General features: G+C 65.2%; 21 protein-coding genes. 14 read left to right on the top strand and 7 right to left on the bottom strand.

The annotated features are described in order from the left end of the window. Positions 1–236 precede the first annotated feature (236 nt). A complete protein-coding gene (locus YU9_RS0130170) occupies positions 237–1,052 on the top strand; it encodes a DUF2927 domain-containing protein (RefSeq protein WP_027576136.1) in 816 nt (271 codons plus the stop codon). A gap of 180 nt (positions 1,053–1,232) precedes the next feature. Here YU9_RS0130170 and YU9_RS0130165 read toward each other — a convergent pair whose 3' ends face one another. Next, complete coding sequence (locus tag YU9_RS0130165) at positions 1,233–2,360, bottom strand: pyridoxal-phosphate dependent enzyme (RefSeq protein WP_027576135.1); 1,128 nt, start codon at positions 2,358–2,360, stop codon at positions 1,233–1,235. Positions 2,361–2,743: 383 nt separating this feature from the next. On the opposite strand from YU9_RS0130165, the gene YU9_RS0130160 reads away from it, so the two are divergent. The 3 genes from YU9_RS0130160 (at position 2,744) to upp (ending at position 6,051) form a co-directional block, all read left to right on the top strand. Then, entirely contained in the window at positions 2,744–4,000 is a 1,257-nt protein-coding gene (locus YU9_RS0130160; protein ID WP_027576134.1) for a GTP cyclohydrolase II, read from the top strand. 5 nt (positions 4,001–4,005) lie between these two features. Next, positions 4,006–5,244 (top strand): URC4/urg3 family protein, encoded by a 1,239-nt coding sequence (locus YU9_RS0130155; protein ID WP_027576133.1) that lies wholly within the window; start codon positions 4,006–4,008, stop codon positions 5,242–5,244. A gap of 177 nt (positions 5,245–5,421) precedes the next feature. Next, positions 5,422–6,051, top strand: coding sequence for a uracil phosphoribosyltransferase (upp, locus tag YU9_RS0130150; protein ID WP_027576132.1), 630 nt, complete (start codon positions 5,422–5,424; stop codon positions 6,049–6,051). On the opposite strand, the gene YU9_RS0130145 is transcribed toward upp, so the two are convergent. Then, complete coding sequence (locus YU9_RS0130145; RefSeq protein ID WP_027576131.1) at positions 6,052–7,164, bottom strand: M48 family metallopeptidase; 1,113 nt, start codon at positions 7,162–7,164, stop codon at positions 6,052–6,054. Between the two features lie 3 nt (positions 7,165–7,167). Then, entirely contained in the window at positions 7,168–8,322 is a 1,155-nt protein-coding gene (locus YU9_RS0130140; RefSeq protein WP_036018520.1) for a YjgN family protein, read from the bottom strand. A gap of 299 nt (positions 8,323–8,621) precedes the next feature. Between YU9_RS0130140 and YU9_RS0130135 the strand changes: the two genes are divergently transcribed. After that, positions 8,622–9,887, top strand: a complete 1,266-nt coding sequence (locus YU9_RS0130135; protein WP_027576129.1) for a cytochrome P450 — start codon at positions 8,622–8,624, stop codon at positions 9,885–9,887. A 192-nt stretch (positions 9,888–10,079) separates the two neighbouring features. Beyond that, entirely contained in the window at positions 10,080–11,354 is a 1,275-nt protein-coding gene (locus YU9_RS0130130) for a cytochrome P450 (RefSeq protein WP_027576128.1), read from the top strand. A 226-nt stretch (positions 11,355–11,580) separates the two neighbouring features. Here the strand turns inward: YU9_RS0130130 and YU9_RS0130125 are convergent, their stop codons facing one another. Further along, positions 11,581–12,501, bottom strand: coding sequence for a LysR substrate-binding domain-containing protein (locus YU9_RS0130125; protein ID WP_027576127.1), 921 nt, complete (start codon positions 12,499–12,501; stop codon positions 11,581–11,583). A 125-nt stretch (positions 12,502–12,626) separates the two neighbouring features. Here YU9_RS0130125 and YU9_RS0130120 point away from each other — a divergent pair, with 125 nt between their 5' ends. The 4 genes from YU9_RS0130120 (at position 12,627) to mdlC (ending at position 17,537) form a co-directional block, all read left to right on the top strand. Further along, positions 12,627–13,796, top strand: coding sequence for an acyl-CoA dehydrogenase family protein (locus YU9_RS0130120; protein ID WP_027576126.1), 1,170 nt, complete (start codon positions 12,627–12,629; stop codon positions 13,794–13,796). Positions 13,797–13,805: 9 nt separating this feature from the next. Next, positions 13,806–14,906: a CaiB/BaiF CoA-transferase family protein gene (locus tag YU9_RS0130115; protein WP_027576125.1), complete on the top strand. Its 1,101-nt coding sequence runs from the start codon at positions 13,806–13,808 to the stop codon at positions 14,904–14,906. Between the two features lie 15 nt (positions 14,907–14,921). Further along, on the top strand, positions 14,922–15,767 hold the full coding sequence (locus YU9_RS0130110; protein WP_027576124.1) for a MaoC family dehydratase N-terminal domain-containing protein: 846 nt from the start codon (positions 14,922–14,924) through the stop codon (positions 15,765–15,767). A gap of 147 nt (positions 15,768–15,914) precedes the next feature. Continuing rightward, a complete protein-coding gene (gene mdlC, locus YU9_RS0130105; RefSeq protein WP_027576123.1) occupies positions 15,915–17,537 on the top strand; it encodes a benzoylformate decarboxylase in 1,623 nt (540 codons plus the stop codon). 94 nt (positions 17,538–17,631) lie between these two features. Here mdlC and YU9_RS0130100 read toward each other — a convergent pair whose 3' ends face one another. Beyond that, a complete protein-coding gene (locus tag YU9_RS0130100) occupies positions 17,632–18,408 on the bottom strand; it encodes an SDR family NAD(P)-dependent oxidoreductase (protein WP_027576122.1) in 777 nt (258 codons plus the stop codon). 77 nt (positions 18,409–18,485) lie between these two features. On the opposite strand from YU9_RS0130100, the gene YU9_RS42940 reads away from it, so the two are divergent. Next, positions 18,486–18,941 (top strand): MarR family winged helix-turn-helix transcriptional regulator, encoded by a 456-nt coding sequence (locus YU9_RS42940; RefSeq protein WP_036018529.1) that lies wholly within the window; start codon positions 18,486–18,488, stop codon positions 18,939–18,941. Between the two features lie 239 nt (positions 18,942–19,180). Here the strand turns inward: YU9_RS42940 and YU9_RS0130090 are convergent, their stop codons facing one another. Both YU9_RS0130090 and YU9_RS0130085 read right to left on the bottom strand, forming a co-directional pair. Further along, complete coding sequence (locus YU9_RS0130090; protein ID WP_027576121.1) at positions 19,181–19,975, bottom strand: SDR family oxidoreductase; 795 nt, start codon at positions 19,973–19,975, stop codon at positions 19,181–19,183. Between the two features lie 61 nt (positions 19,976–20,036). After that, positions 20,037–20,732 (bottom strand): hemolysin III family protein, encoded by a 696-nt coding sequence (locus tag YU9_RS0130085; protein WP_027576120.1) that lies wholly within the window; start codon positions 20,730–20,732, stop codon positions 20,037–20,039. A 181-nt stretch (positions 20,733–20,913) separates the two neighbouring features. Between YU9_RS0130085 and YU9_RS0130080 the strand changes: the two genes are divergently transcribed. From YU9_RS0130080 to YU9_RS51205, 3 genes are all read left to right on the top strand, one after another. After that, positions 20,914–22,383, top strand: coding sequence for a YcjX family protein (locus YU9_RS0130080; protein ID WP_027576119.1), 1,470 nt, complete (start codon positions 20,914–20,916; stop codon positions 22,381–22,383). Then, positions 22,380–23,408, top strand: a complete 1,029-nt coding sequence (locus YU9_RS0130075) for a YcjF family protein (protein WP_027576118.1) — start codon at positions 22,380–22,382, stop codon at positions 23,406–23,408. The genes YU9_RS0130080 and YU9_RS0130075 overlap by 4 nt, the downstream gene beginning before the upstream one ends. A 264-nt stretch (positions 23,409–23,672) precedes the next feature. After that, on the top strand, positions 23,673–23,834 hold a 162-nt coding region (locus YU9_RS51205), incomplete at its 3' end, for a helix-turn-helix domain-containing protein (protein WP_036018526.1).

Raw genomic sequence — 23,834 nt, 5'->3', positions numbered from 1 at the left:
AGTTGCCCCCACGCACGAGGTGCGCTCCCTCTCCCGCTTGCGAGAGAGGGTTGGGGAGAGGGTCTCTCCGCAACGGGACAATCCCCTAGAGGAAAGAACCCNCNCCCGCCGCTACGCGGCGACCTCTCCCGCAAGCGGGAGAGGTTGAGCAGAGCGAGAGGCACTACGGGAACCCGCAGGGCGCGTGAATTTGCAGACTTGTGCGCGCGGCGCGAATGCGGCAGCGTCGCAGGACGATGAGCGCATTTGTCCCGCCCTCGCCTGTCCTTCGCATCACTCTGCTTGCGCTCGCAGTGCTCACATGTCTGCCTGACGCCGCACCCATCGCTGCCGCGGGCGAGCTGCCCGCGATCTCCTCGCGCCAGCGCGCCGAGAAGAAGAGTTTTACCGACAGCGAAATCACCGAAGGCTTCCTGAAGACGGCATTCGGCGCCGAATATCACCTGGCCGGGCGCGTCGACCGCATCCGCAAGTTCGAAGGGCCGGTGCGCGTGTACGCCGAGAGCGACCGCGCCGACCGCAAGACGCAGCTCGCCAAAGTCGTGGCCGACATCGCCCACCGGGTGCAGCATCTCGACATCGCCATGATCGACACCAATGAAGCTGCGAATGTGCGGGTGAAGCTGGTGCGCGACCGTGATCTCTTCCGCACCATCTCGAGCTTCTACGGCGCGGAGAAGGCGCGCGAGATCCGCTCCTCGCTCGACCCGCAATGCCTGTCCGGCTTCCGCAAGAACGACAATTTCGAGATCGAGCATTCCGACGTCATCCTCACCGTGGACAACGGCGATTTCGTCTTCCTCGACTGCGCCTACGAGGAGCTCCTGCAATCGCTCGGGCCGATCAACGACACTGCGAGCGTGCCCTGGACCATGTTCAACGACAACGTCTCGATGGGCTATTTCGACGTCTACGACCAGTACATCCTCAATCTCCTGTACGATCCGCGCATCAAGGCCGGCATGACCGTCGCGGAGGTCAAGGCGATTCTGCCCGCCGTGCTCAAGGACGTGCGCGCCTGGGTGAAGCGGGTGAATGATTTGAAGGAGTGAGGTGCTCTTCCCTCTCCCCTTGTGGGAGAGGGTGGCTCGCCGCGTAGCGGCGAGACGGGTGAGGGGTTGTCTCCGCAGACTCACTCTCGACTGAATTCGCGGATAGAACCCCTCATCCGGCGCTTTGCGCCACCTTCTCCCACAAGGGGAGAAGGAAAAGCCAGCACCTCTCCGCCCGCCCTATTGCACGAGATCGGCGACGGTGGTCGCGGCCTTGAGCCCCGTACCAGTGAGAACAGCGACCGTGGTCTCGTTCGCCTTGACGGCGCCAGCCGCCGCGAGCTTGTCCAGGGCCGCGGCCGCGCTGGCGCTGGTCGGCTCGGCGAACAGGCCTTGCCGCGCAAGACGGCGCAGGGCGGCTACGATCTCATCTTCGGCGAGCGCAATCGTGCCGCCGCCGCCCTCGCGAAGCGCGCCGATGATCTCGCGCAGGCGCAGGGGATTCTTGATCGCGGTGCCTTCAGCGATGGTCTTGTGCACCTCGCGCGCGACGGGTGTATCGACACCGGCCTTGAAGCTCGCATCGATCGGCGAGCAATTGAGCGGCTGCGCCGCGAACAGGCGCGGCAGCTTTGCGATCTGCCCGGCTTTCAGGAGCTCGCGGAAGCCGAAGGCACAGCCCAAGAGGCTGCTGCCGGCGCCGACGGGAACGATGACGTTGTCAGGCGCGCGGAAGCCGAGGTCTTCCCAGATTTCATAGGCAAGCGACTTGGTGCCTTCGAGGAAGAACGGCTGCCAGTTGTGGCTGGCATAGAAGGTCTGGCTCGACTGGCGGATGGCCTCGGCTTCCGACTCCTCGCGCGGCCCTTCGACGAGTTGCACTGTCGCGCCGTAGGCGCGGACCTGCGCGATCTTGGCCGGCGACGTCGAGGCGGGCGCCAGGATCTTCACGCGCATGCCGCCGGCCGCACCCAACCCCGCCATCGACGAGCCGCCATTGCCGGACGAATCCTCCAGAATGGCTGAGATGCCGATCTGCCGCAGCAAGGACAGCATCACCGCCGAGCCGCGGTCCTTGAAACTGCCGGTCGGGTTGAACCATTCGAGCTTGAACAGCGGACGCAGATCGCCCCAGTCCTGCTGGACCAGCGGGGTGCAGCCTTCGCCGAGCGTGATCGGCCTTGCGATCTCGACCGGCAGTGCCGCCCGGTAGCGCCAGAGCGACCGCGTGCTTCTATCGATATCCTCGCGCGAGATGCCGGCACCGGGCGTCACCAGCAGCGGCGTGCGCTCGTCCGAGCACCAGCGCGGCTGGTCAAGGGAATAGAGCTGTCCATTGCGGGGGTCGATGTAGCTTGCGGTGGGCATTGGGGTCTCCAAGACAAGGACGATCTGCGATTGGGCCGATGACACGTTTAGTCCGGGATTCGACGCTGGCCGAGCGAAACGATGCACAGCCTCTTGAAAAGATGAAATATAGAAATATTTCAACCCTTTAGGGCGATCGCGCCGGCAGATCGGCGAGCCCGGCCAACGCAATCGCCCGGCACTGAAGGCGGACTCTGCAGGCCCGTTGCTGACGGGAATTTGGTCGCAAACGGCCCTGCCCGCCCGGCACGATTAACTTGTCTGTCGTCGCCGACCGCTACAATATGTTGGATTGAGCTTGCGTCGCCGGTGGTCCGCCCCGGCAACGCCAGCGAGCCAGGCCCGTCCGAGCGGCGGGCCGTTGGCTTTTTGGGAGCCTGGACATGAGCCGTGCCAACCGTACCGACCACATCCGCCTGACCTCCCATCCGGAGCCGGGCAGGAAGGCCGCCTTTCCGATCCACTGGGGCGCCGCGGACGCGCGCGCCCGAGGGCCGGTCATCGGCACGGTGTCGCGCGCCGGGGATCGCAACGTGATCGGCAGCCATGGCGGCTCCTATGCGATGTATCGCGCGCTCGCGGTGTCCGCCGGCGCGCTCGATCCGATTCGCAGGCCCGACCTCACCAACACCTTCCCTGCCGCGACCATCGGCCCGTTTGAGCAGTGGCGCGATCCCACGAAAATCGTCGCGCTCGATCCCTGGGGGCATCTGGTCGCCGAAAATTTCCGCCAGGAGATCGCCGAGGGCGCCGACATCCGCCCCAGCATCGCGGTGACGCGGGCGCGGCTGGACCTGCCGGAGATCCGCGAGGCGCTCGCGGCAAAGCGGCTGCGCGCCGACGGCGAGGTCGTGCACGCCAATGGCAGCGTCTCGGTGGTGAAGATCGCGATCGATCCGGTGTGGTATCTGCCGGGCCTTGCGGCGCGCTTCGGCACCGGCGAGACCGAGCTGCGGCGCACGCTGTTCGAGCAGACTGCCGGCATGTTCCCCGAGCTCGTCACGCGTTCGGACATGAAAGTGTTCCTGCCCCCGATCGGCGGCACCACCGTCTATTTGTTCGGTGACGTGACAAAGCTGCCGGACCATCGCACCAAGATCACCTGCCGCGTGCATGACGAGTGCAACGGCTCCGACGTGTTCGGCTCCGACATCTGCACCTGCCGGCCGTACCTGATCCACGGCATCGAGGAATCCGCGCGCGGCGCGCAGGAGGGCGGGCTCGGGCTTGTCGTCTACAATCGGAAAGAGGGCCGCGCGCTCGGCGAGGTCACGAAATTCCTGGTCTACAACGCACGCAAGCGCCAGGAGGACGGCGACGCCGCCGCCGCCTATTTCGAGCGCACCGAATGCGTCGCGGGCGTCCAGGACGCGCGCTTCCAGCAATTGATGCCGGATACCATCCACTGGCTGGGCCTCAAGCGCATCGACCGGTTCCTGTCGATGAGCGACATGAAATACGACGCGCTGACCTCGCAAGGAATCGACATCGTCGAGCGGGTGCCGATCCCGCCGGAGTTGATTCCAGCCGACGCCTATGTCGAGATCGCCGCGAAGAAGGCCGCCGGCTATTACTCCACCGACATCGCGCCGGAGAAGGACGTGAACGGCGTGGTCGGGCGTTCGCTGGAAAAATACTGATCGCGATGACGGACGCTTTGGAACTGCAGGCGCGTTCGCTGCTCACCGCAAAGGCGGTTCGCGCGCGCGCCGGGCAGATGCTTGAGCTTGGCCTTGCCGGCGAGCTCAGCCATTTCACGATCGATCTCGGCCGCATGGATGGCGTTGCCGAGGCCGTGCTTGCGGTGACGCGCGAGGCCTATCCGACGCTGCACATTCCGTTCCACGCGCGCTGGCGGCATTTCGTGCTCGGCGGCGTCGACCGCTGGGCGCAGCTTGCCGATGCTGCGTCCTGGCCAGATCGCGCGACGCGGGCGCGCTCCGAGTTCGATCTCGCCATTGTGAGCGTGCTGCTCGATGCCGGCGCGGGTACGGCGTGGCGCTATCGCGACGCGGCGACGGGACAAGACATCAGCCGCTCCGAGGGGCTTGCCATCGCCAGCCTCGACATGTTCGCGGGCGGACTCTTTTCGCGCGATGCGCGGACGCCGTTCCGGGCCGACGCGGAGGTGCTCGCAGAACTGCCCCTCGCCTCACTCATATCCGCTTTCCAAGTGACCGATGCCAATCCGTTGCTCGGTCTCGAGGGGCGCACCGATCTGCTGCGTCGTCTGGGTACGCTGGTGGCAGAGCGTGCGGACGTGTTCGGACTGCACGACACGCCGCGGCCGGGCGGCCTGTTCGATCACATCGCGGCGCAGGCGGTGGGCAGCGCTATTGCCGCGCCCGCGATTCTGTCGGCGGTGCTGAACCAGCTCGGTCCGATCTGGCCGTCGCGGCTCGAGCTTGCGGGCATTCCGCTCGGCGATTGCTGGCGCCATCCTGTCATCAAAGCGGATGACGCGACCGCAGGCCTCGTGCCCCTGCACAAGCTGTCGCAATGGCTGAGCTATTCGCTGATCGAGCCGCTGCAGCGCGCCGGATTTGCAGTCACCGACATTGACGGACTGACGGGCCTTGCCGAGTACCGCAATGGCGGCCTGTTCGTCGATCACGAGGTGCTGCGCCTGCGCGATGCTGCCGACGCCGATCGCGCGCATGCGGTGGACTCGCTGCTCGTCGTGGAGTGGCGCGCGCTGACGGTTGCGCTGCTGGATCGTCTTGCCGAACTGGTTCGCGCCAAGCTCGGCCGCACGTCCGAGACATTACCGCTCGCCAGCGTTTTGGAAGGAGGCACCTGGGCCGCGGGCCGGACCATTGCCTTCGCACGCCGTCCCGATGGATCACCGCCGCTCAAGGTGATCAGCGACGGCACGGTTTTCTAACCCTCTCCCCTTGTGGGAGAGGGTGGATCAATCGCGCAAAGCGCGATTGAGACGGGTGAGGGGTCTGCCTCCGCGGGGATTCTCTCACGTTGGAATTCGCGGAGAGATACCCCTCATCCGGCGCTTTGCGCCACCTTCTCCCACCAGGGGAGAAGGGAAGAAGAAGAGCAACCGATCATGGAAGGCGTCACGATCGTCGATCATCCACTGGTGCAGCACAAGCTGACGCTGGTGCGGGACAAGTCCATCTCGACCAAGTCGTTTCGAGAGCTGATCAAGGAGATCGGCATGCTCTTGTGCTACGAGGTGACGCGCGATCTGCCGCTCACCGACACCGTCATCGAGACGCCGCTGTCGACGATGCACTCGGCCAAGATCGCCGGCAAGAAGCTGGTGTTCGTGCCGGTGCTGCGCGCCGGCACCACCTTCGTCGACGGCATGATGGATCTGGTGCCGACCGCGCGGGTCGCGCATATCGGTCTCTACCGCGAGCCTCACAGCTTTGCCGCGGTCGAGTATTTCTTCAAATCGCCGTCAGATCTCGGCGAGCGTCTCGCGATCGTGGTGACGCCTGTGGTCGCGACCGCCAACACGGCCGTCGCTGCCATCGACCGGCTGAAGGAGCGCGGCGCCAGGGACATCCGCCTCGCCTGCCTGATCGCGGCGCCCGAAGGACTCGAGCGGCTGCGCGGATTGCATCCGGACGTGCCGATTTGGACCGCCGCGGTCGATGACGGCCTCGACGAGAACGGGTTCATCCTTCCGGGCCTCGGCGACGCCGGCGACCGCGCTTACGGGACGCGGTAGCTAAATCTTCCCGCTCCCGCAGATCAGCTTCAGCGCCTGCCACTCCTTGTCGGTCAGCAGCGGCGGGCCGCTGGCGGGACGGTCTTCCCTCGTCATGCGGGCGAGGCGGTCCTCGGTCAGCGGATGGCTGGCGAGGATATTTGTCAGACCAGAGCCGCCTTCCTTGCCGGTGATGCGGAACATCAGTTCGGCCGCAGGCTTCGGCGAGCGGCCGAGCGCATGCATGATCTCGATCGCAAACGTATCCGCAGCGGTCTCGGCCTCGCGCGAATAGGAGGCCTCGACCAGGCTGCGCGAAGCGAAAATCACGGCGGATGAGCCGGTGACGTCGCCGAACAACAGGCCGATCAGGAACGAGGTGCCGCCGTTGTAGATCAGGCCGCGCATGTTGTCGTGATGCTTGAGATGGCCAAGCTCATGGGCGAGGATGCCGGCGAGCTCGTCAGGGCTTTCTGCCTTGTCGAGCAGGCCCTTGAGCACGAACACCTTGCCGCCCGGCAGCGCGAACGCATTCGGTACCGTGGTCGACAGCACGCCGGCGGTCATGGAATCGTCGTCGAGGCCGGCGGCATCGCGCAGGCGGTTGACGAGCTTGGTGAACGCAGCCTTGCCCGCGGGGCCTTCGCAGACGCTGCGACCGAAGATGGTCTTCACCTGCACCTCGGCGGCATCGCCAATGCGCCGTTCGACCGACTTCGGCACCAGCGGCGCGAGACGATCAGCGGCGAGCGGGACGCCAAACAGCACGACGCAGACGATAGAGACTGCGGCGGCGACCGACCAGCCGACGATCTTCGCGATACCGCGGCGCGAGGTCTGGTGCTCGTCCAGACGCATGCAGCGAGCGGTCACGTCGGAGGCCAGGGCAGCGTCGCGGATCTCGAGCCGCGCCAGCGGCGGCGCAGCGGTGCAGGCGAGCCGCAACAGACCGGCCGGACTGTCGGCGCGGCGGATGTCGGCATAGGCCCAGCGCACGGGCGTTCCGCCCTCCTCGATGATCTCGAGCGCATCGCCGAGCGTCAGCGTCACCTGCCGCCTGCGGCTGGATACGCCGTCGAAGAAGATGGTCGGCTTTGTGGCCTGCGCCGGGGCCTCGGTGGAAACATCACTCACAGCTCAGAATCCCGCCACATCGAGTCCATCGGCAAAGCCTTCGCCGAGCGCGCTGGCAAGCTCGCCGCGGCCACGCACGTCCGCGGCGGCGGCGATGTTGTGCACCTCGACGGTCTCCAGCACCTTGGCCCAGAGATCGCGCTGCAGATAGACTCGCATCACGATGTTGAGGGCAAGGGCAAGCGCGAAGTAACCGATGACCATGATCACCAGCATCGGAATGCTCGTCGCGGAGTTGCCGGGCCCGAACAGCTGCTCGGCCGAGAGGCCGCTCAACTGAACGACGAGCGCGGTAGCGCCACCGAGATAGGCGCCGAAGATCATCGAGAGCAGCGTCCACCAGCCGATCACCTTCCAGTACAGGCCGTAGAACGCGTTGTGCGGCAGCTCCGAGGACAGGCTGACGCCGCCGATACGGATGCCGTCCAGCCACCAGCGCCATTCGCGCGCCTTGAACTCGGCATAGAAGAACGGCGCGAGCGGGAAGATGATCACCGCGACCGGGCTGAGCAGCCATAGCCACCAGCCGCGCTTGAAGAAGGTCCAGCCGTCGCCTTCGAAATCGCCGGCGAGATCGCCGTAATGGGTGTGCTGCATCTTGTAGCGTTCGAGCGCCGCTTCGCGCCAGGGCAGCGCCAGGCCCAGCGTCAGAAACACCAGCAAGCCCCACGCCATGGCGCGGAACGAATAGGCCCAGCCCGAGCCGTCCATCCAGAAGCGCACACCGCGCCAGACCGTACGCGTCAGGCGATAGCGCCGCGCGCGAAAGATCGCGAACTGGCCGAAGGCGTAAAAGGCGAGGAACATTGGCGCCGAGGCAAAGCCCTGCCAGCGCTCGAACTCGATGCCAATGAGGAAATAGGCCAGATAGATCGGCACCAGGATCGCAAGCGCGAACAGAAAGCCGACCAAAAGCTCCTTGCCGCGGCCGGTATATTCGGCGGCGTCGCCGTCGATCGCGGTGTGCGTCCACAGATGACGCCGGATGTCGGTGACGAGCCAAAACCGGTAGAAGCCGAAGGTGACGAGCTCCAGCATGGCACCCTTGGTGACCATCTTGCGGAACTCGGAGCGATTGCCGGTGAAATCCACCCGCGTCGGCGGCAGCGGCGGGGGTAAGGGTTCGGAGCCGATGGGGGCCCATTGCATGTCGTTCACGGCGGCAACCTCGGGGTGCGGTCTTGATCCAGTCAAACTATAGATCAGAGGTTGGTCGGTCCCCAAGATGGCCGGGTCCGATTTACCTCGATCCCAGTCGGTTTCTTGCACGATTCTCCACACGCGGCGTGCCGGAGGTCACGTTCGTGAGGCGGCGTGACGGCCGTTCGACGCTCTCGTGAAGGTTGGATGTGGCAAAACTCTCCCTTGCCCCGGCGCGGACAACCGGCTGTAATTGCAAATCAAATACCGCAGCGCAGAATTCAACGACGCGCGGTTTATATCCGGGGAGAACGGTCATGCATGGGACCATCGAGAGCGCGGCCAAGCTCGACGCATTGCGCGAGCGCGCCACCTCACTGCCGCTGGAGCAGTTCGATCCGGGCGATCCGGAATTGTTCAGGACCGATACGTTCTGGCCGTATTTCGATCGGCTGCGCCGGGAAGATCCGGTGCACTACTGCAGGGATTCGATGTTCGGCCCCTACTGGTCGGTGACGCGCTACAACGACATCATGGAGATCGAGACCAATCATTCGGTGTTCTCCTCGGCTTCCACGCTCGGCGGCATCACCATCCGCGACATCGACCCGGATCTGCGCCGCGAGAGTTTTATCTCGATGGACCCGCCGCGCCATGCGGCGCAGCGCAAGACCGTGGCGCCGATGTTCACACCGACGCACCTGGACAATCTCGCCATCAACATCCGCAAGCGCTCGGCCGAGTGCCTGGACAACCTGCCGCGCGGCGAGGTGTTCGACTGGGTCGACCGCGTCTCGATCGAGCTCACAACGCAGATGCTCGCGGTGCTGTTCGACTTCCCATGGCAAGACCGCCGCAAGCTGACGCGCTGGTCGGACATCGCCACCACCATTCCCGGTCCCGACGGCCTCGTCGCGACCGAGGACGAGCGGCAGACCGAGCTGACGGAATGCGCGGCCTATTTCTCCCGCCTCTGGAAGGAGCGCATTGAACAGCCGCCGAAGAGCGACCTGTTGTCGATGATGGCGCATGGCGCTGCGACGCGCGACATGGACGCGAAGAACTTCCTCGGCAATCTCATCCTTTTGATCGTCGGCGGCAACGACACCACCCGCAACACGATGTCGGGCTCGCTTCTCGCGCTGAGCCAGCATCCGGAGCAATATCGCAAGCTGCGCGACAATCCCGATCTGCTCGACAGTTTCGTGCCCGAGGTAATCCGCTGGCAGACGCCGCTGGCGCATATGCGGCGCACGGCGCTCTCCGATTTCGAGTTCCGCGGCAAGCAGATCAAGAAGGGTGACAAGGTCGTGATGTGGTACGTCTCGGGCAACCGCGACGAGGCGGTGATCGAAAAGCCCTACGACTTCATCATCGACCGCGCCCGCCCGCGCACGCATCTCTCCTTCGGCTTCGGCATCCACCGCTGCGTCGGCCTCAGGCTCGCCGAACTCCAGCTCAAGATTATTTGGGAAGAAATTCTCAAGCGGTTCGACCATATTGAAGTGGTCGGCGAACCCAGGCGGGTCTATTCGAGTTTCGTGAAGGGACTGGAGGCGTTGCCGGTGAAGATTGCGGCGTAGATTTGCAGCAAGATGAGCCCGAACGATATCCACGAGGAAGCTGCGCCCCCTCCCCCGCTTGCGGGGGAGGGTTGGGGAGAGGGTGTCTCGACAACGAAGACTCCCCAAGAGGAAGGAGCCCTCTCCCGGCGCTACGCGCCGACCTCTCCCGCAAGCGGGAGAGGTTAAGCAGAAGCACTGGAGCACGCCACGATGAACATCCAGACCCCGGTCAAGTCAGACAAGGCCGAACGCATGCGCAGGGCGCGCAAAGAGGCCTATGCGACGCCGTTGTCGCAATTCCACCCCGGCGCGCCCCGGCTGTTCCAGGACGATACGTTGTGGCCGTGGTTCGAGCGGCTGCGCAAGGAAGAGCCGGTGCATTACTGCACCAACGCGCCGATCGAGCCGTACTGGTCGGTGGTGAAATACAACGACATCATGCATGTCGACACCAATCACGGCATCTTTTCCTCGGACTCCAAGCTCGGCGGCATCTCGATCCGCGACGTGCCGGAAGGCTATGACTATCCAAGCTTCATCGCGATGGACCAGCCCCGGCATTCGGCGCAGCGCAAGACGGTGTCGCCGATGTTCACGCCAACACACCTGGACGAGCTGGCAAAGCTGATCCGCCAGCGCTCGCAGACCGTGCTCGACAATCTGCCGCGCAACGAGACCTTCAATTTCGTCGAGCGCGTCTCGATCGAATTGACGACGCAGATGCTGGCGACCCTGTTCGACTTCCCCTGGGAGGAGCGGCGCAAGCTGACGCGCTGGTCCGACGTCTCCACCGCGCTACCCAAGAGCGGCATCGTCGCTAGCGCCGAAGAGCGCCGCCGCGAAATGGACGAGTGCTATGCCTACATGTCCAAGCTGTGGAACGAGCGCGTCAACTCCGCGCCGCGCAACGATCTGCTGTCGCTGATGGCGCATAACGAGGCCACGCGCCACATGGATCCCGACAACCTCATGGGCAACATCATCCTGCTCATCGTCGGCGGCAACGACACCACGCGCAACACCATGACGGGCTCGGTGCTGGCGCTGAACGAGAACCCGGAGCAATACGACAAGCTGCGCGCCAACCCTGATCTGATCGACTCCATGGTGCCGGAGGTGATCCGCTGGCAGACGCCGCTCGCGCATATGCGGCGCACCGCATTGCAAGACACCGAGATCGGCGGCAAGCACATCAGAAAGGGCGACCGCGTCGTGATGTGGTACGTCTCCGGCAACCGCGATGAAGAGATGTTCGAGAACCCGAACGAGTTCATCATCGACCGCCCGCGACCGCGCACCCACCTCTCCTTCGGCTTCGGCATCCACCGCTGCGTCGGCATGCGCCTCGCCGAGCTGCAGCTGCGCATCGTCTGGGAGGAGATGCTGAAGCGGTTCGACCGCATCGAGGTGGTCGGCGAGCCGAAGCGGATCTATTCGAGCTTCATCAAGGGGTATGAGTCGCTGCCGGCGAGGATTCCGGGCTGAGCTCCATCCTCCGTCATTGCGAGGAGCCCTTGCGACGAAGCAATCCAGACTGTCACCGCGGATGGATTTCTGGATTGCTTCGCTAGCTCGCAATGACGAGGCGACTTCCGCGTATCACATTGGCCGCAGCAAGCGCGGCGGCACCTCAGCTATAAAATTCCGGCATGACAGCTTGCGCCAGATGCGAAGGCAAGATGGCGCCCGACTGTTCTACGACATCGGCGCATTAACTCAATTTGATGTCCCACACCCCATCCTTGCGGCAGGCGGCGACCTCCTCGCGCAATAACGCGGTGATGGCCAGCGAGGCCGTCGAGGCCGGGCGGTCGATCGGAGAAGCGAAAATGAGCTCGCGCGTCATCGGCTTGGATACGAGCGCGGTTTCCAGCCGCCCGTCCGCGACCTCGCCGTGGACCGAGGACGGCGGCAGCAGCGCGAAGCCGAGGCCCTCCTCGACGAGGCTCGTCAGCACGCGGAACGAATCTGCTTCCAGCTGGACGTCGAGCTTGATCTTGCGCTGGGCGGCGGCGTGCTCGATCAGCGCGCGCAGGCCGTGGGAATGACTGGGCAGCACCAGGCGCTGCCGCAGCAGCCAGCCGACATCGACGCTCTTCTTGCGCGCCAGCCCGCAGCCACGCGGGCCGACGGCGACGATGTTGTCGCGCCCCAGGCTCTGCACGTTGAGATGCAGGTCGGCCGAGCGGCCGTAGAGGATGGCGAGATCCATCTCGCCGCGATGCAGCCATTCGACGAGATGGCCGCTGTAGCTCTCGACGATGCGCAGCGAGATGCCGGGAAATCTTTCGACGCAGCGCCGCGCAAAGCGCGCCGACAGCACGCAGCTGACGGTTGGAACCAGGCCGAGCACGACCTGGCCGGACGGCGGCCCTTTGGACGATTGGATGTCGTCGCGGATCTGATCGATCTGCCGCACGATGCCGGAGGTGCGCGCGAGCAGCAGGCGACCGGCCTCGGTCAGCACCATGCCGCGGCCGTTGCGGGTGAACAGATCGGTGCGCAGCTCGTGTTCCAAGAGCTTAATCTGCCTGGAGAGCGCCGGCTGCGCCACGCGCAAGGTGTCGGAGGCCTTGGACAGGCTGCCGAGCTCCGCCACGCAACTGAAGGTCCTGAGCTGCCGGAAATCCATGCTTGCCAATCCTGGAAGGCTACTCCATACGCTATAACAAATGAGCATAGGGGGCGAGCGTTGTTTTCACAACGCCTGAGGATCGGCCGGCGTTATCTTAACTGCCGCTAAGAACTGGAAACGCCATGAGTGAAGACCACCACACCGAAGATTATGCCGATATTCGCGAGGCCGTCGCAAAGCTCTGCGCACAGTTTCCCGGCGAATACTGGCGCAAGCTCGATCGCGAGATGGCCTACCCAAAGGCTTTCGTCGATGCGCTGACTAAGGCGGGCTATCTTTCGGTGCTGATCCCCGAGGAATATGGCGGCGCGGGGTTGAAGCTTTCGGCCGCGGCCGCGATCCTGGAAGAGATCCAGCGCGCAGGCTGCAATGGCGGCGGCTGCCACGCCCAGATGTACACGATGGGCACCGTGCTGCGGCACGGCAATGCCGAGCAGAAGGCAAAATACCTGCCGAAGATCGCGAGCGGCGAATTGCGCCTGCAGGCCTTCGGCGTCACCGAGCCGACCAGCGGCACCGACACCTCCTCGCTGAAGACCTTTGCGCGCAAGGAAGGCAACGACAGCTACATCGTCAACGGCCAGAAGATCTGGACCAGCCGCGCCGAGCATTCCGATCTGATGGTGCTGCTGGCGCGCACCACGCCGAAGGAGCAGGTCAAGAAGCGCACGGATGGGCTTTCGGTGTTCATCGTCGACATGCGCGAGGCCAAGAACAACGGCCTCGAGATCCGCCCGATCCGCACCATGATGAACCACGCCACCACGGAAGTGTTCTTTACCGACATGAAAGTGCCGGCGGAGAACCTGATCGGCGAGGAAGGCAAGGGCTTTCGCTACATCCTCTCCGGCATGAACGCCGAGCGCATCCTGATCGCCGCCGAATGCGTCGGCGACGCCAAATGGTTCATCGCGAAGGCGACGAACTACGCCAAGGAGCGCAGCGTTTTCGGCCGGCCGATCGGCCAGAATCAAGGCATCCAGTTCCCGATCGCCAAGGCCTACGCCTCGATGCGCGCGGCCGAATTGATGGTGAAGGAGGCGACGAGCAAATATGAAGCCGGGCTCGACTGCGGCGCGGAGGCCAACATGGCCAAGATGTTAGCTGCCGATGCGTCCTGGGAAGCGGCCAACGCCTGCATCCAGACCCATGGCGGCTTCGGCTTTGCCGAGGAATACGACGTCGAGCGCAAATTCCGCGAGACGCGGCTCTATCAGGTGGCGCCGATCTCGACCAACCTCGTGCTGTCCTACGTTGCCGAGCATGTGCTCGGCATGCCGCGCTCGTACTGAGGTTGCGCCATGGGAGCACTTGAGGGGATCAGGGTGATTGCGGTCGAGCAGGCCGTGGCGGCGCCGTTCTGCTCCTCGCGCCTGGCGGATGCCGGCGCGGAGGTGATCAAGATCGAGCGGCCCGAAGGCGATTTCGCCCGCGGCTATGACGCAGCCGCCAAGGGCCAGAGCAGCTATTTCGTCTGGCTCAACCGCGGCAAGCAATCGGCGGTGGTCGATCTCACGACGAAGGAAGGCCGCGCCGAGCTGGAGAAGCTGATCGCCAGCGCCGACGTGCTGATCCAGAACCTCAAGCCGGGCTCGATGGACAAGCTCGGCTTCTCGCGCGAGCGGCTTCTGAAGGACTATCCAAAGCTGATCTCCTGCACGATCACCGGCTATGGCGACGAAGGCCCTTACGCCCATCGCAAAGCCTATGACCTCCTGATCCAGGCCGAGAGCGGGCTCGCCTCTATCACCGGCAACCCCGACGGCGCCTCGCGCGTCGGTATGTCCATCGTCGACGTTGCGACCGGCGCGACCGCGCATGCGGCGATCCTGGAAGCACTGATCGCGCGCGGGCGCACCGGCATGGGCGCCGACATCCGCATCTCCATGTTCGACGTGATGGCGGACTGGTGCACCGTGCCGCTGCTCAATGCCGAGGCCGGCAATCCGCCCAAGCGCATGGGTCTGCGCCATCCCTCGATCGCGCCCTATGGCGTGTTCACCTCGAAGGACGGCAAGGACATCCTGATCTCGATCCAAAGCGAGCGCGAGTGGAAGACGCTCTGCGCGAAGGTGCTGGACCAGCCTGATCTGCCGGCCGATCCGCGCGTCGCCAACATGGTCGAGCGGGTGCGCAACCGCGACTTCACCGACAGGACGGTCGCGGACAGCTTCGGCCGGATGACGCGGGACGAGCTGCTCAAGCGTCTGTCGGACGCGGACATCGCCTTCGCCGAGGTCAACACCATGGCCGACCTCACCAAGCATCCGCATCTGCGCCGCATCGAGGTCGACACGCCGAACGGCCGCGTCAGCTATCCCGCGCCGGCGCCGATCATCGTCGGCGAGACGCGCTCTTACGGCCCAGTGCCCGCCATCGGCGAACGTCCCCAGTCCAAGTAACAAGAGCGAGGCGCCATGACCGAGAAGCTCGACATCGATCATTTGCGGCAATGGATCGGCCGCAGCACGGAGGCCACCGACATCGTCACGGCGCAGCTCGTGAAGGGCCTGCGCGCGACATTGTTCCAGGAGGTCGGCGAGCCCAAGGCAGGCGAGGCCGCACCGTTCACGGTGCACTGGTGCCTGGCGCAGCCGGTGTTTCCGATGTCGATGCTGGGCCCCGACGGGCATCCGACGCGCGGCGGCTTCCTGCCGCCGGTGCCGCTGCCGCGCCGGATGTGGGCCGGCGGCGAGATCGAGTTCCTGCAGCCGCTGCGCGTCGGCGATGAATCGACGCGGACCTCGCGCATCGCCGACGTGCAGGTCAAATCCGGCTCGACCGGCACGCTGTGCTTCGTCTCGGTCGAGCACAGCATCTCCTCGCCGCGCGGCCCAGCGATCCGCGAGCGGCAGGATATCGTTTATCGCGAGATGACGAGCAGCGCGCCCGCCGCCGCCAAGGCTCCGCCGCCGAAGGCGCAGCACCGCGAGACCCATGTCTCCGATCCTGTGCTGCTGTTCCGCTATTCCGCACTGACCTTCAACGGCCACCGTATCCATTACGATCGTGACTATGTCACCAAGGTCGAGGGCTATCCGGGCCTGATCTTCCATGGGCCGCTGCAGGCCGCGCTCATCATCGAGATGGCAGCACGCTTGCGCGGCGGCAAGGCGCCGAAGAAGTTTTCGTATCGCGGTCTACAGCCGCTGTTCGAGGGCACGGAGTTTTCGGTCAACGCCAACGAGACCGACGCGGGCATGGAGCTGTGGACTGCGAATGCGGAGGGACAGCCGACGATGAAGGGCACGGCGGTGTGGTGATACGCTGCTGTCTCCATCGTCATTGCGAGCGCAGCGAAGCAATCCAGAATCCCTCCGCAGAGATAGTCTGTATTGCTTCGTCGCAAGGGCTCCTCGCAATGACGGGTTGGGGCTGCTAGCGTCAATCAACAACAGGGGACGGAAACCATGGCCAAGAACGGCAAGACCGGCAGCAAGTCCGTCACCGTGAAGCAGGCGACGCTCGACCTGCTGCGCGCGTTCGGCATCGACAGGGTGTTCGGCAACCCTGGTTCAACCGAGCTGCCGTTCCTCAGCGATTGGCCCGACGACATCGACTATGTGCTGGCGCTGCAGGAGGCCAGCGCGGTCGGCATGGCCGACGGCTATGCCCAAGCGACGCGCAATGCCGGCTTCGTCAATCTGCATTCGGCGGCCGGCGTCGGCAACGCGCTCGGCAACATCTATACTGCGCATCGCAACCAGACGCCGCTGGTGATCACTGCCGGCCAGCAGGCGCGCTCGATCCTTCCCTTGCAGGCGTTCCTCTATGCCGAGCGCGCGTCGGAGTTTCCGCGGCCTTATGTGAAGTACAGCGTCGAGCCGGCGCGGCCCGAGGACGTGCCGGCCGCGATCGCGCGGGCCTATTACACCGCGATGCAGCCGCCGTGCGGGCCGACCTTCGTGTCGATCCCGATCGACGACTGGGCGCACGCATGCGCGCCGCTCGAGGCGCGCAAGGTCAGCCGCGAGATCGGGCCCGAGCCTGACGTGATGAGGGCGCTGGTCGCAGCACTCGGGTCGGCAAAACACCCTGCCCTCGTGGTCGGCCCCGGCGTCGACCGCGCCGGTGCGGTCGATCTCATGGTGCGCGTCGCCGAGAAGGCCAAGGCCAGCGTCTGGGTCAGCCCGTTCTCGGCGCGCTGCTCGTTCCCGGAGCGGCATCCGCAATTTGCGGGCTTCCTGCACGCTTCGCCGGCGCAGCTCTCCGATGCGCTGCGCGAGCACGACCTTGTCGTCGTCATCGGCGCTCCGGTCTTCACCTTCCATGTCGAGGGTCACGCCGCGATCTTCGATGGCGGCACGACCATGTTCCAGATCACGGATGATCCGGATGCCGCCGCGGTGACACCGGTCGGCACCAGCATCATCGCGACGATGACGCCTGCACTAACCATGCTGCTCGACCTGTTACCGGAGAGCAAACGCGCCACGCCAAAGGGCCGCACGCTGCCGCCGGCGCCGCAGGCCGCCGATCCGCTGCCAGTCGAATTCCTGCTGCATTCGCTGTCGCAGGCGATGCCCGACGGCGCATCACTGGTCGAGGAAGTGCCCTCGCACCGGCCGGCGATGCAAAAATTCCTGCCGATGCGCGGCCAGGACAGTTTTTACACCATGGCGAGCGGCGGCCTCGGCTATTCGCTGCCCGCGGCTGTCGGCATGGCGCTGGGCAAGCCGAAGCAGCGCACTGTCTGCCTGATCGGCGACGGCTCGGCGATGTATTCGATCCAGGCGCTGTGGACCGCCGCGCAGCGCAAGCTGCCGCTGACCATCGTCGTCATCAATAATTCCGGCTACGGCGCGATGCGCTCGTTCAGCCAGGTGATGCAGGTGCGGAACGTGCCGGGGCTGGAGCTGCCGGGGATCGATTTCGTCCGGCTTGCCGAAGGCATGGGCTGCGATGCGGTGCGGGTGAGCAAGGCGGCGGAGCTCGGCGAGGCACTGAAGCGCGGGATGACGCACGAAGGCACCAGCCTCGTGGAGGTCGTCGTGGATTCAGCGGTGCCGGTGCTGTACGGGCAAAAGCATTAAGGGAATGGGTAGCCCGGATGGAGCGCAGCGCAATCCGGGAATCGTGCCACAAACGAGTCGGCCCCGGATTATGCTTCGCTCCATCCGGGCGACATCACGACGCCAAAAATCCCCCGTCCGCCGCGAGCACGTGCCCGACCACGTAGGACGACGCATCCGACGACAGCCACACCACGGCCTCCGCCACCTCCTCCGGGCTCCCCATTCGCCGCAGCGGCAGGCCTGCGCTGACGGTCGCGACATCGCCGACCCCGGCGCGCAGCATCATGTCGGTGACGACACGGCCGGGGGCGATGGCGTTGATGCGGATGCCGCGCGGGGCGTTCTCCATCGCTGCCGAGCGCGTCAGCGAGATTGCGGCAGCCTTGGAGGCCGAATAAAGCGAGAAGCCCGGATTGGGATTGCGCACACCGCTCACTGAGGCGTTTACGACGATGCTGCCGCGCCCCTGCGCCAGCATCGCCGGCAACTGGTGGCGCAGGCACAGGAACAGCGCGCGGACATTGGTGTCGAACACGCTGTCGTAGATCTCCGTGCCCTGTTCCTCCAGCGGCGCGCGGCGCTCCTGAAAGCCGGCATTATTGAAGGCAACGTCGAGCCGGCCGCAACGCTCGACGGCTGAGCCGACGAGACGCGCGACCTCATCTTCTTTCGTGATGTCGGTCTTGACCGGGACGGCCTCCACACCGAGCTCGCGGCATGCTGAGGCGGTGGCGTCGATCTCGGCTTCGCGCCGGCCGGCAACGAAAATCGCTTCGGCTCCTTCGGCCGCCATTCTTAGCGCCGTGGCGCGGCCGATGCCGCTGCCGCCGCCCGTGACCAGGCAGACCTTGCCCCTCATCCGCATCCCGGTTGGCAAAGTTTCGCTCATGGTCCACTCCAAAACGCTTGCGCGCGGCGTTGCGCCCATATAGTTGTATGATACAACTATATGGGCAGAGTCAAGCCATGGCCGAGCTTTCGCTGATCGACGACATCCGCGCCGCCTCGCGCCTGATGGTGCGCGAGCTCGGCTTCATGGACGCGACGGTCGCGGCCTCGGACTATCCGCCCTCGGCGGTCCACACCATCCTGGAGATCGGCATCCGCGGCCCGATGACATCGGGCGAGCTCGGCGACTTCCTACGCCTGGAGAAATCCAGCGTCAGCCGCTTGGTGCGCAAGCTGATCGATTGCGGCGAGCTCAGGGAGACGCCGGACGAGCTTGATGCGCGCAGCAAGCTGCTGTCGCTGACGGCGAAGGGCCGGCGCACGCTGGAGGCGCTGCATGCGTTCGGCCGGCAGCAGGTGCGCGGTGCGCTGGCGGCGTTGACCGAGACAGAGCAGCGCAAGGTGCGCGAGGGCATGATGCTCTATGCGCGGGCGCTCAGGCAGAGCCGGATGGAGGAGGAGGCGGTGGCGTAATCACCGGTGTCGTCCCGGCGAATGCCGGGACCCATACCGCGTGATCTAGCGGTCAGGGAGTGGTGTTAGTCCCACGGAAGGACAACTGCCGGTCTTCGCCAAACCTCTCCCTGTGGTTATGGGTCCTGCTTTCGCAGGGACGACACCGGGCTTTTGGCACCACTGTGGCGTAAATACGCAACCCATCATCTCGAGATCCCGGGTTCGGTCCTACGGACCGCCCCGGGATGACCTAAAGGTCACTTCCCGAACTCCTCCCGCATCTTCGCCTGGATCTTGGCCATGCCGCCGATCCAGCGGTCGTAGTTCTCGGTCTTCTTGCGCATGTAGCCGAGCACCTGCGGGTGCGGCAGGATCAGGAACGTCTCCTGCTCGAGGCCGGCGAGCACGTCTTTCGCCACTTGCTCCGGCGTCAGGTCGCCGTCGCCGGATTGCGGGCCCTTGGGAATCGAGCGCAGCATGTTGGTGTCGACGCCCTGCGGGCAAAGGATCGAGACCTTGATATTGTGGGCCTTGTGCGAGATCGCGAGATTCTCGGCAAAGCCTACTGCGGCGTGCTTGGTCGTCGAATAAGCGGGGCTGCCGACCTGGGACAAGAGGCCTGCGGCCGAGATGGTGTTGAGGAAATAGCCGCCGCCGCGGGCCCTCATGCGAGGGATGAGATGCCGCGCCGCATAGACATGCGCCATGACGTGGATCGCCCAGCTGCGCTGCCAGGGCTCATCCGAGGCCCCGCCGGCATTTTCCGACATCGGATCGAAGCCGCCGCCGATGCCGGCGTTGGAGCAGAACAGCTCGATCGGGCCGAACTGCCGCTCGGTCTCCTCGATGACGTGGGCGATGTCCTTTTCCTGCGCGACGTCGCATTTGAAGGCGGCGCCATCGACCATGGCCGCGACCGCCCTCGCATTGGCGGCGTCCATGTCTGCGACGACGACCTTGGCGGCGCCCGCATTGTGAAAGGCCTCGCACAGCGCCTTGCCGATGCCATTTGCGCCGCCCGTGACGACCACGACCTTGCCGGTCACCTGCATGCGACGTCTCCTCTTGTCTTGTACCGCTATATCGCGCCGCCTCTTCCGCGTCGCGGGCTGCTCAGCTCAACACGAGGTCGAGCACCGCGGTATAATGGCATGCCGCGCCGGCCAAGACAAAGCCGTGCCAGATCGCATTCTGGAAGCGCAGCCGCCGCCAGGCGTGGAAGATCACGCCAAAGCTGTAGAGCAGGCCGCCGGCAAGGATGAAGCCCAGCACCAACGCGGGGAGAGCCCTGACCACGGCATCGTAGATCATCATGCCGCTCCAGCCCATCGCGAGGTAGATGCCGACCGAGACGCGGTCGAACCGGCCGGGGTAGAAGAGCTTCAACACGATGCCGAGAATGGCGACGCACCAGACGCCGGCGAGCAGCACCCGCGCGAACACGCTGTCCTTGAGCTCCAGGATGAACGGCGTGTAGGTCGCCGCAATCAGCAGGTAAATCGCGGAATGGTCGAACCGCCGCAGCAGCCACTTGGCCGGCGACACCGGCCAGAGATTATAGGTCGCCGACAGCACCAGCATCGAGAGCAGGCCAGCGACATAGATCGAGACGCCGACGATGTCGGTGGCATCGGCATAGACCGCCGCCAGCACCACCAGCACGGTCGCGGCGATGATGCCGGAGAGCACGCCGATCGCATGGATGATGCCGTCAGCGATCAGCTCGGCGCGGTCGTAGTTCCAGCCGATCGCGTCGGCTGCGGCGTGGACGGAATTCGACGCGAACTGTTTCATTTGGAAGACGGTCATGGCAATCCGCAAAGCGTGGCAATGCCTCTTGTATGGGTCTTTCGGGATCGGCGCATCGTTCAAACGGCTGATTTGCCGACAAAGGCGGTGGAAGTATGAAAGCTTGATTTTCCTCAGGCAATTGCCACTTTTGTGACTAATCCATTTTGCGTATCCCTCGCCCGAGATCCCTCACGTTCATATGGCATTCAGTTTCCAGGATATGGTCGAGGAGGCGCGGCTGTCGGCGCGGGCGCTGATCGACTATGGCGAGCATTTCTTCAATCCGACGGTGCGGCTTGGTGTCACCGGCCTGTCGCGCGCCGGTAAGACCGTATTCATCACCGCGCTGATCCATGGGCTGACGCGCGGCGGCCGGTTTCCGGTGTTCGAGGCCTATGCCTCGGGCCGCATCGCGCGGGCGCATCTGGCGCCGCAGCCGGACGACGCCGTCCCCCGCTTTGCCTATGAAGGCCATCTGCGCGCGCTGATCGAGGAGCGGCGCTGGCCGAACTCGACCGTTGATATCAGCGAGCTCAGGCTCGTGATCGATTACCAGCGTCCGAACGGCGCCGACCGCACATTGACGCTCGACATCGTCGACTATCCCGGCGAATGGCTGCTGGACCTGCCGCTGCTCCAGAAAAGCTACGAGCAATGGTCGGCGGAGAGCCTGGCGCTGTCGCGCGAGGCGCCGCGCGCGCATCTCGCGACCGAGTGGCACGCCCATCTCGCAACGCTCAAGCCCCAAGCGCGCGAGGACGAGCAGGCGACGCTGGCGGCCGCAAGGCTCTTCACCGATTATCTGCGCGCCTGCCGCGACGAGCGGTTTGCGATGAGCCTGTTGCCGCCCGGCCGCTTCCTGATGCCCGGCAATCTCGCTGATACGCCGGCACTGACCTTTGCGCCGCTCGACGTGCCCGCCGGCGGGCAGGCGCCTGAGGGATCGCTGTGGGCGATGATGGTGCGGCGCTTCGAAGCCTACAAGGACGTCGTGGTGCGGCCGTTCTTCCGCGATCATTTTGCGCGGCTCGATCGTCAGATCGTGCTGGCCGATGCGCTCGCCGCGTTCAACTCGGGCCCCGATGCGCTGCACGATCTCGAAGCCGCGCTCGCCAGCATTCTCGACTGCTTCAATATCGGCCGCAGCACGTTGCTCTCCAGCCTGTTCCGGCCGCGCATCGACCGCATCCTGTTCGCGGCGACCAAGGCCGATCATCTGCATCATTTCAGCCACGACCGTCTCGAGGCCGTGCTGCGCCGCGCCGTCTCGGGCGCCGTTGCGCGCGCGGAAAATACCGGTGCAGAGATCGACGTCGTGGCGCTGGCCGCCGTGCGCGCCACGCGCGAAGCGCAGGTGGCGCATGGCCGCGACAAATTGCCGTCGATCCTGGGAACGCCGGTCGCGGGCGAAAGCGCCGGCGGCGAGTTCTTCGACGGCAACACGGAAGTTGCGACCTTTCCGGGCGATCTGCCCGTCGATCCCGAGCCGCTGTTCAACGGTGCGGATGCGTTCCGTGGGCTCGCGACGGAGGCCGCCGGGGCAAGCGATTTCCGCTTCCTGCGCTTCCGCCCGCCAAAGCTCGAGCGCGAGGGTAACGAAGAGCCGGCGCTGCCACACATCCGCCTCGACCGTGCCTTGCAGTTCCTGATCGGAGACAAGCTGTCATGAACGATCGATCGAAGCCACGGCGGCCGGCGACGTTCCGGCTGGATGATCCCGGCGTCGTCGTCACCGAAGCGGATGAGATCAGCCGGCTCGGCCGTGCGACGATCCAGATCACGCCGGAGCCAGATCCTCAGGCGTTGCCGGTGCCGATCGAGGCCGCGCTTCCGGCGCGGCGCAGCTTCCCGTGGGGCACGCTGTTCTGGTCCGGCCTCGCCGGGCTGACGCTGCTCGGCGTCGGGCTCGGCGTGATCCATTTGATCGAGGACCTGTTTGCGCGCAGCGAAAGCCTCGGCTTCGTCGGCCTTGCTTTCGCGTTCGTCACCGCGCTTGCGCTCGCAGTGGTGATTGGGCGCGAGGCATTCGGCCTGGCGCGCCTTACCACGATCGAGAAGCTGCATCAGCGCGCGGCCGCGGTGCTTGCCAATGACGATCGCAAGGAGAGCCGCGTCATCGTGCAGGATCTGCTCAAGATCGCGCACCAGAACCCGCAGCTTGCTCGAGCGCGCGCGACGCTGGAAAGCCACGCCGGTGAGATCATCGACGGCGCCGACATGATCCGGCTCGCCGAGCGCGAGTTGATGTCGCCGCTGGACGCGGAAGCGCGCCGGCTGGTGTCGTCAGCGGCGCAAAAGGTCTCGATCGTCACAGCGGTCTCGCCGCGCGCGGCGATCGACGTGCTGTTCGTGTTCGTCGCCGCGCTGCGCCTGATCCGCCAGCTCGCCTATCTCTATGGCGGCCGTCCCGGCGCGCTCGGCATGATCCGCCTGCTCCGCCACGTCATCGCCCACCTCGCCATCACCGGCGGCATGGCCGCGAGCGACAGCCTGGTGCAGCAGATGCTCGGCCACGGCATCGCGGCAAAACTGTCGCAGCGATTGGGTGAAGGCGTGCTCAATGGACTGCTGACGGCGCGGCTTGGCCTCGCCGCGATCGACGTCACGAGGCCGCTACCGTTCGCGGCGCTGCCGCAGCCGAAGCTGTCGGATCTCGCGACGGATCTGCTGCGGAAGAAGGACGAGGAGGAGTAGTTTCTTCGCGCCACGCGCTGGCTGCACCCTCTCCCCTTGTGGGAGAGGGTGGCTCGCCGCAATGCGGCGAGACGGGTGAGGGGTAGCTCTCCGCGAATCCAACTCTCTCATATGAATGCGCGGAGAGATACCCCTCATCCGGCGCTTCGCGCCACCTTCTCCCACAAGGGGAGAAGGAAGTTCGGTGTCCAAACCGGATAGATTGGTAACACAGTAGACCGGATGGACGGGTGACAGTTCTCTATCGGCTGGGAGGATCAGCCGATGCCTTGGCGAGAGAGCTGTGCAATGGACCAACGGGTACGCTTCATATCGGAACAGCGAACCGGCTTGTGGACGATGACGGAGCTTTGCGAGCGCTACGAGATCAGTCGCAAGACCGGTTACAAGTGGCTGGATCGCTACCGGTTGGAGGGGCCTGGCGGG

Origin of the sequence: Bradyrhizobium sp. WSM1743 (assembly GCF_000473065.1) — a bacterium.
GTDB lineage: Bacteria > Pseudomonadota > Alphaproteobacteria > Rhizobiales > Xanthobacteraceae > Bradyrhizobium.
Note: the sequence above shows the minus strand (reverse complement) of the source record. Positions and strands in the feature narration are given on the sequence as shown.